The 17889-nt window shown below is 48.8% G+C and carries 15 protein-coding genes; 5 read left to right on the forward strand and 10 right to left on the reverse strand.

Annotated features, from left to right (window positions below):
- Positions 1-197 precede the first annotated feature (197 nt).
- The 6 genes from H6G46_RS01945 to H6G46_RS01970 all read right to left on the reverse strand — a co-directional run bounded on the left by H6G46_RS01945 (position 198) and on the right by H6G46_RS01970 (position 7040).
- Positions 198-905, reverse strand: a complete 708-nt coding sequence (locus H6G46_RS01945; protein WP_020861430.1) for a response regulator transcription factor — start codon at positions 903-905, stop codon at positions 198-200.
- Positions 906-915: 10 nt separating this feature from the next.
- Positions 916-1992, reverse strand: a complete 1077-nt coding sequence (locus H6G46_RS01950; RefSeq protein ID WP_010871595.1) for an MraY family glycosyltransferase — start codon at positions 1990-1992, stop codon at positions 916-918.
- A 127-nt stretch (positions 1993-2119) separates the two neighbouring features.
- Positions 2120-2890 carry an MBL fold metallo-hydrolase gene (locus tag H6G46_RS01955; protein ID WP_010871596.1) on the reverse strand — a complete coding sequence of 257 codons (771 nt, stop codon included), beginning with the start codon at positions 2888-2890 and terminating at the stop codon, positions 2120-2122.
- Positions 2891-2893: 3 nt separating this feature from the next.
- The gene (locus H6G46_RS01960) at positions 2894-5164 is read right to left on the reverse strand and encodes an adenylate/guanylate cyclase domain-containing protein (RefSeq protein ID WP_010871597.1); all 2271 of its coding nucleotides are present in this window, start codon (positions 5162-5164) and stop codon (positions 2894-2896) included.
- 38 nt (positions 5165-5202) lie between these two features.
- On the reverse strand, positions 5203-5970 hold the full coding sequence (locus tag H6G46_RS01965; protein ID WP_010871598.1) for a DUF928 domain-containing protein: 768 nt from the start codon (positions 5968-5970) through the stop codon (positions 5203-5205).
- A 74-nt stretch (positions 5971-6044) separates the two neighbouring features.
- On the reverse strand, positions 6045-7040 hold the full coding sequence (locus H6G46_RS01970) for an alpha/beta hydrolase (RefSeq protein WP_010871599.1): 996 nt from the start codon (positions 7038-7040) through the stop codon (positions 6045-6047).
- 195 nt (positions 7041-7235) lie between these two features.
- On the opposite strand from H6G46_RS01970, the gene H6G46_RS01975 reads away from it, so the two are divergent.
- Positions 7236-7595: a DUF4870 domain-containing protein gene (locus tag H6G46_RS01975; RefSeq protein WP_010871600.1), complete on the forward strand. Its 360-nt coding sequence runs from the start codon at positions 7236-7238 to the stop codon at positions 7593-7595.
- A 254-nt stretch (positions 7596-7849) separates the two neighbouring features.
- On the opposite strand, the gene ureG is transcribed toward H6G46_RS01975, so the two are convergent.
- On the reverse strand, positions 7850-8470 hold the full coding sequence (gene ureG / locus H6G46_RS01980) for an urease accessory protein UreG (protein WP_010871601.1): 621 nt from the start codon (positions 8468-8470) through the stop codon (positions 7850-7852).
- 305 nt (positions 8471-8775) lie between these two features.
- Here ureG and rre8 point away from each other — a divergent pair, with 305 nt between their 5' ends.
- On the forward strand, positions 8776-10221 hold the full coding sequence (rre8, locus tag H6G46_RS01985) for a high salinity-induced biofilm formation responseregulaton Rre8 (protein WP_010871602.1): 1446 nt from the start codon (positions 8776-8778) through the stop codon (positions 10219-10221).
- On the opposite strand, the gene H6G46_RS01990 is transcribed toward rre8, so the two are convergent.
- Complete coding sequence (locus H6G46_RS01990) at positions 10205-11734, reverse strand: hypothetical protein (RefSeq protein WP_010871603.1); 1530 nt, start codon at positions 11732-11734, stop codon at positions 10205-10207. The two genes, rre8 and H6G46_RS01990, sit on opposite strands and share 17 nt — an antisense overlap.
- Before the next feature lie 11 nt (positions 11735-11745).
- On the reverse strand, positions 11746-13584 hold the full coding sequence (locus H6G46_RS01995) for an SLC13 family permease (RefSeq protein WP_010871604.1): 1839 nt from the start codon (positions 13582-13584) through the stop codon (positions 11746-11748).
- Positions 13585-13659: 75 nt separating this feature from the next.
- Between H6G46_RS01995 and csaB the strand changes: the two genes are divergently transcribed.
- The 3 genes from csaB to H6G46_RS02010 all read left to right on the forward strand — a co-directional run bounded on the left by csaB (position 13660) and on the right by H6G46_RS02010 (position 16544).
- Positions 13660-14691 carry a polysaccharide pyruvyl transferase CsaB gene (gene csaB, locus H6G46_RS02000; RefSeq protein WP_010871605.1) on the forward strand — a complete coding sequence of 344 codons (1032 nt, stop codon included), beginning with the start codon at positions 13660-13662 and terminating at the stop codon, positions 14689-14691.
- A 439-nt stretch (positions 14692-15130) separates the two neighbouring features.
- Positions 15131-15334 (forward strand): DUF2949 domain-containing protein, encoded by a 204-nt coding sequence (locus tag H6G46_RS02005; RefSeq protein ID WP_010871606.1) that lies wholly within the window; start codon positions 15131-15133, stop codon positions 15332-15334.
- A gap of 13 nt (positions 15335-15347) precedes the next feature.
- Positions 15348-16544 (forward strand): homocysteine biosynthesis protein, encoded by a 1197-nt coding sequence (locus tag H6G46_RS02010; RefSeq protein WP_010871607.1) that lies wholly within the window; start codon positions 15348-15350, stop codon positions 16542-16544.
- A gap of 65 nt (positions 16545-16609) precedes the next feature.
- On the opposite strand, the gene H6G46_RS02015 is transcribed toward H6G46_RS02010, so the two are convergent.
- Complete coding sequence (locus H6G46_RS02015; RefSeq protein WP_010871608.1) at positions 16610-17863, reverse strand: bifunctional oligoribonuclease/PAP phosphatase NrnA; 1254 nt, start codon at positions 17861-17863, stop codon at positions 16610-16612.
- Between the last annotated feature and the right edge of the window lie 26 nt (positions 17864-17889).

Consider the following 17889-nt stretch of genomic DNA (forward strand, 5'->3'; position numbering starts at 1 on the left):
GCTACTACCCTTTGCCTTAAATCTAAACTGTAAGCCATTGTTTAAACCTGTTCATTTTGTACACCCCATAATTTTACATTAAATTCTCTCATCGTTAATTGAAGTGACTATAACGACCACAAAAATGCTAATGCGTTGTAGGTTTCTGGACAGAAGGTCTACCTGCCTAAGCCAACCATGGGAACCAAAACCGCCCCTTAATCAGGGTCTTCAAACTTATAGCCCAAACCGATCACCGTTTTAATAAAAGTAGGATTAGCGGGGTCCGGTTCAATTTTCTTGCGTAATCGACGAATGTGGGTATCCACCACCCGTTCATCGCCAAAAAAATCATTGCCCCACAACTTTTCAATTAATTGGGTCCGATTCCAGACCCGCCCCGGATAGCTCATAAACGTAGCTAATAAATTAAATTCCAACCCGGTCAACTCCAACTCTTCCTGGCGATCGCCCTGGTAACGACTCGCCTGATGTTGGTCTAGGTCCACCTGAAAATGGTTTGTACGATAAATTTGTCCCACTGGTTGCCCCTGGCGCAATTGCCGCCGCAATAGGGCCCGTACCCTAGCGACCAATTCCCTCGGACTGAAGGGTTTGACCAAATAATCATCGGCCCCGGTGGAGAGGCCAATAATGCGGTCGATCTCCTCCCCTTTGGCGGTCAACATCAGAATATAGGGGTCTTTGCTGCCCGGTTGTTGGCGAATGCGGGTACAAACTTCCAGTCCATCCAATTTGGGTAACATCAAATCCAACACAATTAAATCTGGAACCTGTTCCTGGAAAATTCTTAAACCAGTTTCTCCATCATTGGTGACAATGCAGGTAAACTGTTCTCGCTCCAACGTTTCCCTGATTAGCTGGGCGATTTCCTGGTCATCTTCCACGATTAAAATGTTGGGCATGGCAATAAATTCAGTCCTGTTCCCCCACATTGCGACTATTACGCCACACTTGCCAGCCGAGATAAATCAACAGCACAGTGGCGCCAATGGCAAAGCCCCAACCGCTGGGAATATTGGAAAATCCCAAAGCTAGGCTACCGGCCCAGAGAGTAAGAGCATAGATAAACAGTACCGTTAGACGATGGGAAATACCGGCATTGATCAAACGATGGTGCAGGTGACCCTTATCCGCCTTAAAGGGGGATTTTCCCTTAATAACCCGGGAGAGAATCACCACCGACATATCTAAAATTGGCACCGCCAGCACCAGATAGGGCAATAAAACCGCCGTCACCGCCACCGTGGCCATGGCTGCCACTTTCACCAGGCCAATTACTGCTACGGCCCCCAAGGTAAAACCCATAAAGTAGGCTCCCCCATCCCCCATGAAAATCTGGGCAGGATTGAAGTTATAGCGCAAAAAACCCAGGGCCCCCCCGGCCAGGGCTGCTGCAATCAAGGCCGCCTCCGATTGTTCCATAAACAAACAGAGGACAAATAGCACCACTGCGGCAATGCCACAGACCCCCGCTGCTAAACCATCCAAGCCGTCAATCCAGTTAATGGCGTTGGCCAAACCCACTAACCAAATCACCGTAATAGGCAAACTTAAAATGTTTAGGTACACCAAGTTTCCCAGGAAGGGCAGGGTAAAAAAGTCAATTCTGACTCCCATATTCCACACCACCGAGGCGATCGCCACCTGGGCCAATAAACGGGAAAAAGGACTCAGATCGAACAGGTCATCAAATAAACCAATGCCAAAAAAGGCTAAACCCCCCAGCACTACGCCCCAGACTTCCCATTCCCCTTTGGTACTCATGGCACCGAAGGCCCCAAGATTCCAAACCACCAACAGGGCCACTAAGCTACCGAGGAAAATGGATACTCCCCCTAGGCGCACCATGGGTCGATGATGCATTTTGCGAGCACTGGGTTGGTCTACATAACCGGCCCTCCGTCCCCAATGGTTAATCAATGGTGTCGTGAACCAAACCACAATCACCGCCAAAATAAATGCAATGAGATAATATTGACCGCCGAGCATGGGCAAAGATGGGATTGGGAAGGGTTTAGGATAAAGTTTACCCCATATTTGTACGGTGCTTAGCCACTGTTACCCAGGCAGTAAAGACTTTGGTATGGCCCCTAGAATTTGGCTCCGATGCTGGGGGTTAAACTAAGTCAAACCGTTGACCCCGCTTAACAAAGCCCAGAAAGCCATCTTCCAACGCGGGCGGCAATGGCCCCGGTTGGTAGCCATAGAGCCACATTTTTGCTTTGATGGCGGCGGGCAGTTTACGCAACTCGTTGTAATGGGCGTGGACGGGGCTGGGATAGGGGGAAATTTCGCAATCATGGAAAATGATATCGGCCCGATGAAAATATTCCTGCAGGCGATCGTAGCTAAATTTGGTGTCGTTGCTAAAGAAAACTTGGAAGTGATTGACCGTGAAAAAAAGACCATAGGCGGGCATCAACATTGACCCCGTATCCACATGGTTGAGCTTAATTAATTGGAAGTTAACATTTTCCCAAGTGAACGTTTCTCCTGGTCCCAAGGCGTGGATCTGAAAATAGCTATCAACTTCCGTCATTCCTCCTTCAATGGCTTCCATCCCCCCGGCCAGGGAACGCTCCCATAAATCCGCCGCAATATCCTGACTTAGATATAAGTTGGGTTTGCCGCAGTTGGGGTCAAACATGGTGCTAAAACCAACGTATTCTAATCCCCCCACATGGTCTGAATGGAGATGGCTAACGTAGATATCGGTGATGTCCCGATGACTCAGGCCGAGGGCGTAGAGGGAAAAACGAATGTCGGTGCCACAATCAATTAGGAACTTTTTGCCGTTATCGAGGGTGAGAATGGCATTGGATTGAAAATTGTCCGCCCCCACCGTGAAAGCAGAGCCGGAGCCAAGAAAGGTTAGGTTAGCGGCCACAATCTAGCCCCCCTGAGCGGAAGCAATGGCCGCGGGCTGGGCCAGTGCTCCTTGGTAAAGTTGATAAAAACGCTGGGCGATGTCGGTGGGCATTGCAGAAAAATGGACGTAAAAACCGTGACTTTCCCCAGGGGCTAAGTCTAATACTTTGGCGTAGAGTGCCGGTGTTTTTCCTGGCTCTCCGTCTTCTCTCAGGTTAATTTTAATATTGGTTAGACCCTCTGGACAGTTGTGGTTTGGAGAAATCTGAATAAATCCCCCTTTAGCGGAGATTTGCTGCAACGTACCGGGAATTACTGCGTCGGTGATATGTTTTCCTTCCAAGCAGATGTATTCCAGGGATAGGGGCTGGGGGATGGGAACATATTTTTGTTCTTCCACCGCTAAGGAGAGATTATAGGGCTCCCCCACACCGGCCACGTCCCAAATGACGACGGGATCCTTCACTCCTTTGGGTTGCACGGTTCTGTTCCCGTTAACGTGAACCCGATCGCCAGCGGCCTCTAGGGTAGTGGAGGAAATGAAAATTTGTCCCCCGGTGGTGTAGGACTCAATACGATAGGTGAGGTTAACTTGTGCTCCCACCACGCCATACTTGGTGCGCTTTTCAGAACCAATGTTGCCCACTACCACTTCGCCGGTATTGATGCCAATGCCCATTTCTAAAGGTTGTAGCCCCAATCCCGTCACCTGTTGATTTACTTCCCGTAGGGCCAGTTGCATTTCCACCCCACAGGCCACCGCCCGCAGCGCGTCGTCTTGCTGGGAAGTGGGAGCCCCAAATAGCACCAAAATGCCGTCCCCCATAAATTCGTCAATGGTGCCGCCATGGTGGGTAATGACATCGGCCATTTTGCCAAAGTAGATATTTAAAACCTTAACCACTTCCTCGGGGTTTAATCCTTCGGAGGTGCTAGTAAATCCCCTTAAATCTGAAGTAAGGATAGTGATGGGACGGCGATCGCCTCCCATTTTTAGTCCTTCGGGGTTTTCCAGTAGGGTGGCCACCACTTGATCGGTCAAATAACGGCCAAAAGTGTTGCGGACTTGGACCCCAGCCCGGGCCATCCAGGTGACAATAAATACCCCCGATCCTAATAAACCCAACATGGGGGGAATAACGGGCAACCACCACCCAGCCAGCAATGCGCCATAGCTAATGGCCAGTAACGCTCCTAAGCTGCCCACAATGGCGGCGATCGGCAACCATTGCCCTCCGGAACGACGGGTAGCATAGCGTAACTGCCAGGTAATCACCGCTCCGAAAAAAGACCAGAGCCCTACCCAAAGCCATTCCACCGGTTCAGACCAACTTTTCAGGAGGGGTTGACCTTCCATGCCAGCGTTAAGGATTTGGCTGATGATATTGCCGTGGATCTCCACCCCCGGCACGGCTCTGGACAAACCAAAAGTACTGCTATTGGGGGTGAAATATAAATCCTTGAAGCTTTCCCCCACCTTACCCAAGAGGATGATTTTGCCCTTGCCCCAATCCGCCGGCAGTTTATCCTCCAACACATCAGTGAGGGAAACTTTGGGAAAAGTGGATTGATAATCAATCAGTAATTGAAAGCCCCCATCATCCGCTCGAATATAACCACCGCTGTCCGACTGGAGAGGGGAAAATGTCACTTGGTTTAGGCGAAAGTCATCACTGCCCTCCCGCACCGGTTCCGGATAAATTTTTAGGCTATCTAAAAAATGCAGAGCCAGATGTAGCCCAAAGCTGTAATGGGGTTCCCCGTCCCGCACCAAATAAATAAAGCCCCGGCGGACAATATTGTCGGCATCAATGATCAAATCATTGGCTCCGACTTGATTATTTTCCTTCAACAATGGTGGGGGATTAACGGTTTCAATGCCCGGTTTACCCGCTACCTTCTCAATGCCCACCAAATTAGGGGTACTGGTGAATACTGCCGCTAACTCGTCTGTGCCCGGTGGCATGGGTAAATCCCGGTAGAGATCCAGCCCGATCGCCGCTGGTTGTTGGGCCTTCAGCTTGGTCAGAATTTTGGCCAGCAGTTGATCATCAATGATGGGGGTGTTGAGGTAGGTGACGTCCTGTTCATCAATGCCGACAATGACAATGCGGTCATCTTCGTGCCTTGGTAAAAGCCTTACCCCAGCATCGTAGCTCTGCCATTCCAGCACCTGTAAAAGCCCTGTAAAGCGGAGCAAAATCACCATGGCCGTCACAGCAGGGGTCGCAATCCAAATACCCCGGGATTGCCAAACAAACCTTTTCCAAGCTGACGGTATGGTCCAACCCATTAATGTTCTCTGGTATTTCCTTTAGTTTTCTCCGGTGGTCAGTTAGCAGAGGCGGAAGTTTTGACCATTTGGCAACATTCCACCACGGGGGCCTCCGCCCAGGTTTTAAATCCCCCCGACTCCAGAAATTCCTGCCATTCTTCGGGTTCCTCCTTGGCGATCGCCGCTAGGGCATTCAGGGCATCCAACCACAGGCCCTGTTCCGCATAAAATGCCGCCTTTGCTAGGGAAGAATCAGGCTTAGTGGGGGAAGGAGCTAGGGGAGTATAGTTCACTGTCAGCTCCACTGTGAGATTATCTGCGGCGTTATTGGCATCACAAATAAGGGTCAAAGTAACGTTATAAAAATCATCCTTAATGGCATTATCCGGCAAGGTAACAGGGAAACGAACAATGCCCCCTTCCTTCGACACAGCGAAAGTCGTTTGATTTTGCGCCTTAGTAATGGGGTCTGCCAACTGTACCTTGGCTGTCACCTCCGACTGGGGAGGCACATAGGCATAGATAAAAGTTTCTTTGTTGGCGGTATTGTGGAAGCCGCTGCCTTGGTTATAATCACCGGGAATTAAAAGCTGAAAGGGTAAGTTAGCCTTGGTTAAACAACTACCACCGCTAGTTTGTCTGACTCCCCCACCCCCACTGGTGGCCGTTTGTCCTCGGTCAGTATTTGCTTGAGGAAACTTTAGGGCTATTAACTGGGAGGAAGATTTAACCGTGGAGCCATAGGAGGGGGAAATACCAAAGGGGAAAGCGAGGGCTAAACCCATCAATCCAGCAAAAAGTAACTTTCCTGGGCGGTTAGACATAATTAACGCTGCCTGGGCAGGACAAAGGGCAAAAACAGAGTCATTTTTACCCAAGATAACAAACTATCTACCCCTTACTTTTGTAAATGCCGGTTAAAAAATTGGCTCAGTTCCCTAAAAACCTCTGCCGATTCCGGTGTGTCAAATTCGTAGAGATATTCAGCATGGGAAAGACCTTCAAATAGCTGTAAATCCACCGGCACCTTGTTTTGTCTCAGTTTTCTTTGTAGTCGGGCCGTGTCGCTCAGCAATAAATCTCTAGTACCACTAATGAGTAGGGTAGGAGGTAAACCAGCTAAATCATTGTAAATAGGTGAAATAAGCGGATGGGTGAGGGGTAATTCTCCCGCATAAAGTCGGGCCAAACCTTCAATCAGACCGTCGTAGCTAATGGCAGTGCGGTCAACATATTCATTGGTGAAGTGGGTATCTCCAGTTTTGGTTAAATCTACCCAGGGGGACAAAGGGGCGATCGCCGCTGGTAGGGGCAAATTAAGTTGCCGCAGTTGACAAACCAGGGCTAGCAATAAACCGCCCCCCGCAGAGGTACCGAACAGGGCTAACCGATTAACATCATGGGTTTTCACCAACTCCTGCCACATGACCAAAGCATCTTCCAATGCCGCTGGAAAAGGGTAATTGGGTGGCTGACGGTAATCAATACTAATTACTCCCACCTGACCGTAGTGGGCCGCTAAGACTGCTTCCCCCGTCCCCAGTTCTCCGCCGGCCAAAGCGTAACCGCCCCCGTGGAGATGCACCCAAATTCTTTGGCTATTTTCCGGACTAATGATTGGAGGAGTCACTCGATAAACATTTACCCCGGCGATGCTTTTCTTGGTCAACGTCACCGGAAATTGTTGCCGTAATTTTTGCCATAAAACTTGGCTAGCTTGGTCATAGGCGGCAATGAGAGTTTGCCAGGCTGGTTTATCCTCCAGAGGCGGGATATTTTTGATTGCTTCCATGGCCCCTTGCAACGATTGGGCGATCGCCTTTTTTAAGGCTGGGCTAACGCTGGCCGGTACGGGCAAGGAACGGGACGGCAATGGGCGAGGGGCATAAACCATGGTTTGGTCAGAAACAAAACAATTTTTCTATTAAGTTTTATCAAGCTTAATGGCAAAATTTAACTTTAAAATTAACTTCAAAATCTGTTGGACATAATGGCGTAACTTAAACTGGGGATAAACCAGCTTTGGCTATGGAAAAGTCTCTGTACAATGGTCCAATGTTAACCAAATATACACAGTGGAATACCAATTATGACTAACCAACCCAACCAAGTGGATCCAGAAAGCAGAAATTGGGCCATGATCGCCCATCTGAGCACCTTTGCCGGCTACTTGATCCCTTTTGGTAACATCATCGGTCCTTTGGTGGTGTGGCTAATGAAAAAAGATGAGTCCGAATTTGTTAATGATCAGGCTAAGGAAGCGTTAAATTTCCAAATTAGTATCTTAATTTATGTGATTGTTTCCGCCGTCTTGATTCTCTTATTAATTGGCATTCCCCTTTTAATTGGTGTTTTGATTTTTGACTTAGTAGTAACAATTATGGCGGCCATTAAAGCCAATGAAGGAATCCGGTACCGCTATCCCCTCAAAATCACCTTTATCAAATAGTTGCTCAACAAATAAGTAGATTAACTGATGACTTATCAGCAGCTTGTTGACTGTCGGTTAAAGTTTACTTAAGTCTTTGAACTACTAGCGTTAGAACTTATTTGAAAAGTTTTATTCTGCCCCCTAAATCTCCTCACTAAAGCTCCGGCAATACTGGGGGTCTTTTGTAAGAGTTCCCCCCTTTCTAAGGGGGGCTAGGGGGGATTAAACAGCCAAAACTCAACTTTTTAAAAAGGCTCTTAAGCTTGAATTAATTAACTTGCCAAAACCTTAGTTGGTAAATAATGTTCAACAAAATCTACCACGGTACTTAATCCAGTGGCTGTTTTCAAGTTAGTAAAGACAAAGGGTTTTTCCCCCCGCATTTTTTTTGCATCCCGATCCATGATTCCCAAATCTGCCCCCACCATCGGTGCTAAATCAATCTTATTAATCACCAATAAATCTGATTTGGTAATGCCTGGGCCGCCCTTACGGGGAATTTTGTCCCCCGCCGCTACGTCAATGACATAGAGGGTTAAATCCACCAATTCCGGGCTAAAGGTGGCTGCTAAATTATCTCCCCCACTCTCCAAAAACACCATATCCAGGGGCATAAAACGGGCCTCTAAATCGGCGATCGCCGCTAGGTTGAGACTAGCATCTTCTCGAATGGCCGTGTGGGGACACCCTCCAGTTTCTACCCCAAGGATGCGATCGGGGGTGAGGGCTTCCGCTCGGACTAAAAATTGGGCATCTTCCTGAGTGTAAATATCGTTAGTGACCACAGCCAATTGATATTTTTGCCTCAAGGCTTTGCAGAGGGCTTCCAAAAGGGCCGTTTTGCCAGAGCCCACAGGGCCAGCAATGCCAATGCGGAGGGGAGTTTGAGCCATGGTACTAAATGGTACTAACAGGAAAAAAATATGAAGATAGGCTTTCAGTGTACCGTCTAATTTATATTTTCTTCCGTTGATTTGCCGGGGCAGGGTTGGTTAGGCCGATGTTAGAATTTATTTATGGGCAAAAGTTCTGTATCTCTCTCAATGCTTTGTCGCAAGGGCTTTTAGTCGCTGAGAAAACTCCAGAAATTTTGAACTCCCTAAGCCTCACTATCAGATAATTTCAGCGTTCTGAGAAAGTTTCTTGCCTACCGCCATTACCCCAGCTAACCCCTACTTCGGAATATCTGCGAACTTTTGTGACTTTTTACCAGCGCAGACTGCACGTTTTACTGATTGAAGATCAGCAATGCCAGGTGGAATTGCTCAAGGTTTTACTGGAAAGTCAATCTTTTTTTGCGGTACAGCTCCAGGTGACCCGGACCCTAGCCCAGGGCGTTAATCGCCTCCAGAGTGGTATTTTCGACACCATTTTACTAGATTTATTTTTACCCGATGGCCAGGGGATTGAAGCCTTGAGGACCGTGCAGAAGTTTGCGCCCCATATTCCCATTATTGTGCTAACGGCGGCCACAGACTTAAACATGGGTTTGGCGGCCTTACAAAAGGGAGCGGAGGATTATTTAGTTAAGGAACACCTGCGGGAAAGTCAGATTGCCAAATCAATTCTCTATGCTTTGGAAAGGAAAAAAGCTCGGCGAGAATTGCAGGTACAGATTGAACGGGAACGATTAATGGCCCGCATTCTGGAAGAAATTCGCCAGTCCTTGGATTTATCGGTTATTTTGCAGACCACTGTGGATGAGGTACGTAAATTTCTCCAGGCAGACCAAGTGGTTATTTACCGTTGCTATTCCCCCAGGGCAAGCAGAATTCTGGTGGCGGCCCCGAGTTCTTCCCTCCCAGCCAATGGCGATCGCCGTCATATCCCCGAGCGGGGACCGGATTCCAACGGTGAACCAACGGAACCGATTCCTTGCCAAACTATCAATTCCCTCCGTCAACTTCCCCTGGACGAAATAACCTTGGGGCCCAGGGCTAAAGACGGGGTGCTTATAATCCCTATCCGGCCCCAAAAGCCCCATCAAGAGGATTGCCTTTGGGGGCAATTGGTTGTCCGGGTCGGAGACCAAAAACGGTCATGGTTGCCCTGGGAAATAGAATTTTTGTGCCATCTCAGCAGTCAAGTGGCGATCGCCATTCAACAATCGGCCCTATTTGCCCAAGTGCATTACCTAGCTAACATGGATGGGCTCACAGGCATTGCTAATCGCCGCTATTTAGACCACTTTTTAGAGCAACAATGGCAAAAATTGGCCAAGCATCATCAATATCTCAGTTTAATTTTGTGCGACATCGATTTTTTTAAACAATATAACGACACCTATGGTCATTTAGAAGGGGATGAATGCTTAAAAAAAGTAGCCAATTTGCTCAAAAAAGTAATGCGTCGGGGAACGGATTTAACGGCCCGTTATGGGGGGGAAGAATTCGCCCTGGTATTACCCCAAACCAACAAGCAAGGCTGTCAAAATGTGGTAATTCATCTCCAAAGTGTGTTTAAACAGGCCCAAATTCCCCACCGCAGTTCCATTATCCAACCCTATCTCACCCTCAGCATTGGTAGTGCCACCATGGTGCCGCTCCCTAATGTACCACCAAAACAGTTAATTGACTGGGCAGATCAGGCTTTATTTAAAGCGAAAAAAGCTGGTCGTAACTGTCACTTTAGTTTTGCCGATTAATTTGGTAAAGATAATACTGCTCTTCTTGAATAAAGCTATGGCGAAATTCTGCCAAGGGAGTAATGCTTAAACCGGGCTGGCTTACTTCTAAAGGAGTGTTTAAAATCAGAATTATCGGTGGGCTTAGCTTAAGTCCCAATTGTTGATCAATTTGTTGCAAAATTTGCTGTTGATTCACTTCCTGTCGTTCGGCGGTAAAAATCACAAAACTACCTAAAGCGCGACTTTCTGGATAATAAATTTTTCTGTTTAAGTGGGCAGCAATGGGACTGGCCATAAAATCGTTACTGCCTACTAAAGTTGCTTCTTGTAGGCCTTGATCAACTAAATAATTGGCCACTGCTCGACTAGCAGAATAGGGCAAAAGTAAGTCCCTGCCGTATCCTACTAAACCGCCGATTAATTGACAAACTAAAATTAAAGTAAATAAATAAGGGACTAGTTTTTGACTCCATTGTTTAGCCCTAGATAGAACTTTTTCTTTCAACAGGGGATTGGGAGAGAGGTAAAACTTCAACCAATAACTAGCAATTAAAACCAAATATAGACTGCCAAAATGCCGAGGAGCTCCCAAAAATCTACCGTAGGTAAATAGTAAAATAGCGCCACTGCCCAACCAATAAAATAATAAAATCAGTGGATAATCGCTAAAATATAAGGACCAAATTGTGAACAGGATGAGGGAAAAAATGCTGAAAATTCCCAGATCCAACGGTCGGCGATCGGAAGGGACTAAAATCGTAATGTAACCATTCCAAACTCGGCTCAATGCTTGCCCTAAACGATACCAATCCCATTGCAAAATCCATTGGTCTGCCCCACCATGGAGGGTGCTGTCCCCTGGTTGTACCATTACCACCACCGACAGGGCCACAGCCGCAGCGAAGAATAAAATACTAAGCAACCTGTCCCACCAAGGGGCCTGTAACGTCACTCCCAAGGGTTTTTGCCAAATCCATTCCCCCCCCAAGGCGATCGCCAAGCAGACACTAATCATGAGGGCATAGGCATTGCTGTTGGCCATGAAGGCTAAACAGAAAGCCAGAGGTAAATAGGTTTGCTTTCTGCGGGGAAATAGGGCACAAAAGGCGAACAATCCCAGTAATCCCAACGCATAGTTACGACTGATCAGTAAATATTCATAAAAAGGCAAATAGCCAAGGGAGAAAATTAACTTTTGCCAACGGGGAAAGGGGCTGTAACGCAGAAAAACGGCGATCGCCGCCATGGCCAGAGCGAGATGAAATAGCTGCATGGCCAGCAAGTTGGGGGTCAGTTGATTCAACAACCAGAGCAACCCATACCAAAGCAGGGGATGGCCTTCGTAGCGCACATTACGCCAAAAATCAGCAAAATCAACACTATCCCGGCCAATTAGCCAGCCATTGACCTCATCCCGCCAAGGAGCATGGTTTAACGTCCCTATCAGCCCCAGGCAAAAAATGCCCAGCCAGAGCCACCATTCAAAGTGCGGCAGGCGATCGAGACGATGGGCAAGATTTAGTTTGGCCATGGAGAAGGGGTTTAATTTGTTGGCTGGACACCGTAAATCAGCATTACCAATAGGGGTGTGGCTAGGGTGAGGATAACAGTCAAAGGAGCGCCAATGCGGGCAAAATCTGTAAAACGGTAACCCCCAGGGCCATAGACCATGGTGTTGGTTTGGTAGCCAATGGGGGACATAAAGCTATTGGAAGCGGCAAAGGTAACCACAAACATAAACGCTAACGGATTTAAACCCAAGCTTTGGGCCACTTGGAAGGCAATGGGTAACATCAACACCACGGTGGCATTGTTGGACAAAATTTCCGTTAGCAGAGCTGTGGCAAGATAAAACAAGAGCAATAGAGCGTAGCCAGAAAGGTGGCCTCCTGCATCGGCCAAAAAGCTAGCAAACCAGGCGGTGGTGCCGGAATTTTCCATGGCAGTGCCTAGGGGAATTAACCCTGCCAACAGAAAAATCACATCCCAACGGATAGCACCATAAATTTCCCCCGGCTTCAGGCAACCACTAATCACCATGGCCATTACCCCGGCCCAACTGGTGACGCTAATGGGCAAAATATCCAATCCTGCGATGACAATGACCAAAGCCACAATGGCGATCGCCGTTTTGGCCTTATCAAGACGGAGATTATCCAAGGGTTTTTCTTCCAATACCAACAATTCCCTAGTAGTCTGCAAACCAAGGAAACTTTCCCTAGGTCCCTGGAGTAGTAGTAAATCGCCAAACTTGAGGCGCACCTTTCCCAAGCGCTGGCGAATTAATTCCTCCCCCCGGCGAATGGCAATCACTGTGGCGTTATAGCGTTGACGAAAGCGTAAATCCTTCAGGGTGGAACCAATTAAACGGGAGTTAGAGAGAATTAACACCTCCGCCACCTTTTCTTCGGAAGATTCCAGAGGCCCTGCATTATTGGTTTCGGCGCTAACAAATTGCACATCGGCCAGGATTTCAATACCTCGTTCGTCCTTAATTCTGAGTAAATCTTCCCGCCCCGCCCGCACCAGCAAAATATCCCCCATGGTCAACACCCGATCCGCCAACGGTTGGGGAAAATGGGTATCGTTATGGATAATTTCCAACACATCAATGTCAAATTTACGCTGAATTTCGCTCTGCCGCAGGGTTTGACCAATCAGGCTAGAACGGGGAGGAATAATAATTTCGCTGACATAGTCTTTAATTTGATACTCCGCCGCCACATTGCCATCGGAAATATTACGTCTAGCCGGTAAGAGTATCGGGGCCGCTAGGACAATGTAGATCAAACCAACACTGAAAGTGAGTAAGCCCAGGGGAGTGAATTGGAAAATGCTAAACCCCTGGCCAGTCAATTTTTCTGCCAAACCGCTGGCAAGAATATTGGTGGAAGTACCCAGGAGGGTAATCATTCCCCCCAGAATGGTGGCGTAGGAGAGGGGAATTAATAGTTTGGAAACGGAGATTTGTCTTTGCCTGGCCCACTCTTCAATGATGGGCAAAAAGATCGCCACGATCGCCGTGTTGTTGAGAAAGGCAGAGCTGGGGCCGACGATAAACCCCATCAGTAAAAGTTGTCTGCGTAAACTATCGCCGCCAAATTTGATCAGGCTATCGCGAATAATTTGGATAATGCCGGTGCGGGTAATGCCGTAGCTTAAAATAAACATGGCCATGATGGTGACGGTGGCGGAATTGCTAAACCCCGCAATCCCCTCCGTGGGGGTGACCAAACCCAACACCATTAAAATTACAGCCACCAGAATGGCGGTGGTGTCGATGGGTAACCACTCCAACACAAACATCACCAGCGCAAAAACAATAACTGCCAGAGTGAGGGGAATTTGATAGTCTGCCAGCCAGGTTTGCAAAAAGGCCATAGTTATCCCAAAAGATGATTAAACAAATTCTTCCCCATTGCCAGCGAGTTCACAAGAGGAAATAGTCCGATAACAATGCGTGTCATTCTGTGTGGTTACTACGGCCAAGACAATGCTGGGGATGAAGCCCTTTTAGTCTGTTTGCTGCAAATGCTTCCTGCGACGGTGGAGCCAGTGGTGCTCTCCGCCAATCCCCAGGTCACCACAGCGAGATACGGTGTTAAAGCCCACTACAACCGAGACTGGGGCAAAATTTGGCAGCTTTTGGGTCAATGTGACGGTTTTATCTGGGGGGGAGGCAGTTTGATGCAGGATGTGACCAGCGTGGTTAGTCCCCTATACTACGGTGGTTTGATGGCGATCGCCCAGATGCGGCGTTTAAAAACCATTGCCTGGGCCCAGGGCATTGGCCCCCTTAGAAGGCCGCCGTTGCGCTGGTTTACCCAACAGGTGCTCCGGGGTTGTAGCGGCATCAGCGTACGGGATCAAGCTTCTTTGCAATTAGTTAAACAATGGGGCTTAAAGGCTTTTTTAGCGGCGGATCCGGTGTGGTCTTTAGCCGCTGAAAATGCGTCTTCTTCCCCCAGCCCTTTGCCCATGGTGGCGGTGAATTTGCGGGCCCATCCTTTGTTAACCTTGGAACGCTTGGCGGTCATTACCGAAGCCCTAAGGGATTTTCAACACCAGACCCAAACCCATGTGCGGCTCATTCCCCTACAAAAATCCCAGGATTTGGCCATTGCCGAAGCGATCGCCGTGGAATTGCCGGGGAGTCATGAAATTCTTTACCGCCCCGACCCCAGGGAATGTAAAGGTTTGTTCCGGGGGGCGGAATTCACCATTGGCATGCGGCTCCACAGTTTAATCATGGCCGCGGCGGAGGGCAGTGCCTGCTTTGCCCTTAGTTATGACCCTAAAGTTAGTCGTTTAATCGCAGAGGTGGGACTACCGGGCCGGGAATTGGCGGATTTACCCAGGGATAGCAACGAACTCAGCCAGGTTTGGCAGGGACATTTCCGGCAAAGACAACCCTCTACCGGGGTAGAGTTCTTGCAAAAATCTGCCCTTCAGCATCAAACTTTGTTGCAGAAAATTTTTGTTGACTAGCTTTTCGGGTGGGAGTGTGGTATCTATAATAGCCCGAGGCAAAACATTGCCTATTTCACCAGCCTTACTGCGGAACCTTAAGCTTTATTTAACTATTGCGGTGGTTCCAAAGCCCGAATATATCGCAAGATAGATTGCAAGCAGATGGGACTGTCCTAGGCTATTACATAACCTGTGGTCTGCCTGAATTTGTCTACGGGACTTCAGTCCTAGAATGGTTGCAAAGTTTTAGTTGCTCGGACTGGGCTCCATTGTTGCCCCTGGCCGAAACCGCCGATGTTTGGGTGTGTGGAATAAAAAGTTAGTCCTCCTATCCATTGTCATTCAGCGACGACGGAGTTGGACGGATTGTTGCAATGGCCGTAGTGAGAATTTTGGCTGAGCTTAGCTAGCCAACCCGAAATAGAGTCCAAATTTTATAAATTTTTTTCCGTCCCCCATGAGTCAAACTAACTACTATCAGAATCTTTTAAATTTTCTCCGCCAAGACCTTTCCCTGCCGGCAGAATCCCTGGCGATCGCCGAGCGCACCGCTTGCAACGCCATTGACAATAGTAACAATCTACCCATTATTCTCTGGCAGTATGGGCTAATTAGTTTGGAAGAATTAGACCGGATTTTCGACTGGCTCGAAAAGTTTTAGTAGGGCCATCGCCATGGCGACGATCGCCGAGATTAATGACAAACTCCGCCGGGGTAAAGCTACGGTTTGGACGGCAGAACAGGTTAAAGCCCAGGTGGCAGAACTGGGGGTGGCCAAGGTGGCGGCCATGGTAGACGTGGTCTGCACAGGAACTTTTGAACCAATGGAATCCTCCGGGGCGGTGATCAACCTTGGACAAACGGACCCGCCGATTAAAATTCGTCAATGCTGGCTAGATGGCATTCCGGCCTACGCTGGCTTTGGAGCAGTGGATTTATATTTAGGAGCAACAGCGGCGGCAGACATTACCAACACTGGCGATAATCCCAACGAAGGGGACGGGGTGGCGGAAAGGGGCGGCGGCCATATCATTGAAGATCTCATTGCTGGTAAGAGTATTCCCCTGCGGGCTGTGGGCCAGGGCACCGACTGCTATCCCCGCACTACCTTGGAAACGGTGATTAGCACCGACCGAATTAATCAGTTCTACCTCTACAATCCCCGCAATCTTTACCAAAATTTTATCGTGGGCGTCAACGGTGGCGATCGCCTGTTATACACTTACCTGGGGCCCCTGCAACCCCGCTTGGGCAATGCGGTTTATTCCAACCCAGGCGCCATTGGTCCCCTGTTTAACGATCCTCTCCTCCAGGCGATCGGCATTGGCACCAAAATCTTCCTGGGGGGCGGTGTCGGTTACATTGCCTGGGAAGGCACCCAACATTTTCCTCTGCAAAAACGTTTGCCCAACCACACCCCCATCGGCCCGGCGGCTACCCTAGCCCTCATTGGGGATGCCAAACAAATGGATGCCCATTGGGTGCGAGGTTGTTATCTAAAAAACTATGGTCCTTCTTTAATGTTGGGGGTGGGGGTGCCCATTCCTGTGTTGAATGAACAGGTAATTGAGCAATGTGCTGTCAAAGATGAGGACATCGTGGCTCCGGTGGTGGATTTTTCCATTCCCCGTCGGGTCAGGCCCACCTTTGGTTTGGTTACCTACGGCCAACTCAAAAGCGGCAAAATTACCATCGAAGGCAAAACGGTGCGGGTGGCTCCCTTGGCCAGCATTGCCCGCTCCAGGGAAGTGGCGGAAACCCTCAAAGCTTGGCTAGACGCTGGCACCTTTGCCCTCACGGAACCGGTGGCTCCCCTGCCCACCGACCGCATGTTTCTCGCCCAGGACCCCATCGGCAATTTGTCGATTTAGGTTAACCATGGTTTGGTTTGAAAAAAATGAATTTTCCCTAGAGTGCAATCAAGTCTTAGCTGAAATTAAGAATGCACCACCCGATGGTCTGGGTTAATTAAGCGGAAAAACTTTTGCTTCAACTGGCGATCGAACACTTCCCATTTGAGTTTGGTATATTCCGCCTGGTCATTGCATCCTGTTAGGAAGCCCACCGGAATTTCAAAGCCGCCGGCCATATCCCGGCCACCGCCATAGTAGCGTCCTGTACCATCCATGCCGAGACTATCTTTTAAAAATTCATCGGGGTCTAGGGTCAACTTATTGGTGCGGAGGGAACCAATGACCAACTCAATATCATTGGCCCGGTCATGGACAATACCGTAAACCAAAGCAGTGTGTACGTTCTCCTCTGAAACCAAAAAGTCCGCCGCTTGGGGAATGGCGTCCCGTTCTTCGTAGCGGAGATAACCTACCCCCGCCAAAGAAAAGTTATTTTGTACGACTCGGTTTTGCAAAGACCGCTCTATTACTTCCATCACCCGTTTGGAGCGGGCTGATTGTAACACCGCATTGAGTAACTGGGCATCATAAATGCGACTGAGGTAGGCTGCCGCCATAAACTCCGCTTCCTGGGCCTGAAGTAAATTGATGGTGTCAGAACGCAGTCCATGCATCAAGGCCGTGGCGCATTTTACGTGGGTGGGGTTACTGCTGTTGAAATCCAACATGCCCCCCTGGAGATATTCCGTCAAAATGGTGGCAGTGGAACGACTGCTGGGACGAATATCCACAAAGGCACCTTCCGCTTCTACCTCGTCCTGCGGACTATGGTGATCAATAATCACCACAACGGGAATATTAGCTTCCTGTACTAAAGGCATCAGTTGACTATTGGTGCCCTGGCTATCCACCAGCACACAGCCTTGGTAATCAGAGAGGTCAATATCCTTGAGCATTTGCGGCCCCCAGCGCTTGGCAGGCAGGCCGGTTAACTTCACTAAAGCAATATTTTCCTGGTGGGAAAGGGTGCCTGCATAGACAATATCGCACTGAATTTCGTACTGGGCTGCAATCAGTTGAAATGCCCAGGCACTAGAGAGAGCGTCAGGGTCAGGAAAGTCCTGGATGACCAAAATCAACCGTTGCCCCTGGTGCCCTTCCAAGTGATGCTGGAGTTTGATAATTTGGGCTGTGTTAGCGGCGGGGATACGGGGAGAGACGACGTCGGCGGAGGCAATACTCCTCTGGGCGCTGATCTGCTGAGGGGAAGAAACAATGCTGGATTCCGGGACAGAAAGAGAAGGACTGTTACCAGGCTGGGAGGAAACAGAAGCCATTGCCAAAAACTAAGATAGGAGAGGGT

The sequence above is a fragment of the Synechocystis sp. FACHB-908 genome (assembly GCF_014698595.1).
In the GTDB taxonomy this organism is placed as follows: Bacteria; Cyanobacteriota; Cyanobacteriia; order Cyanobacteriales; family Microcystaceae; genus Synechocystis.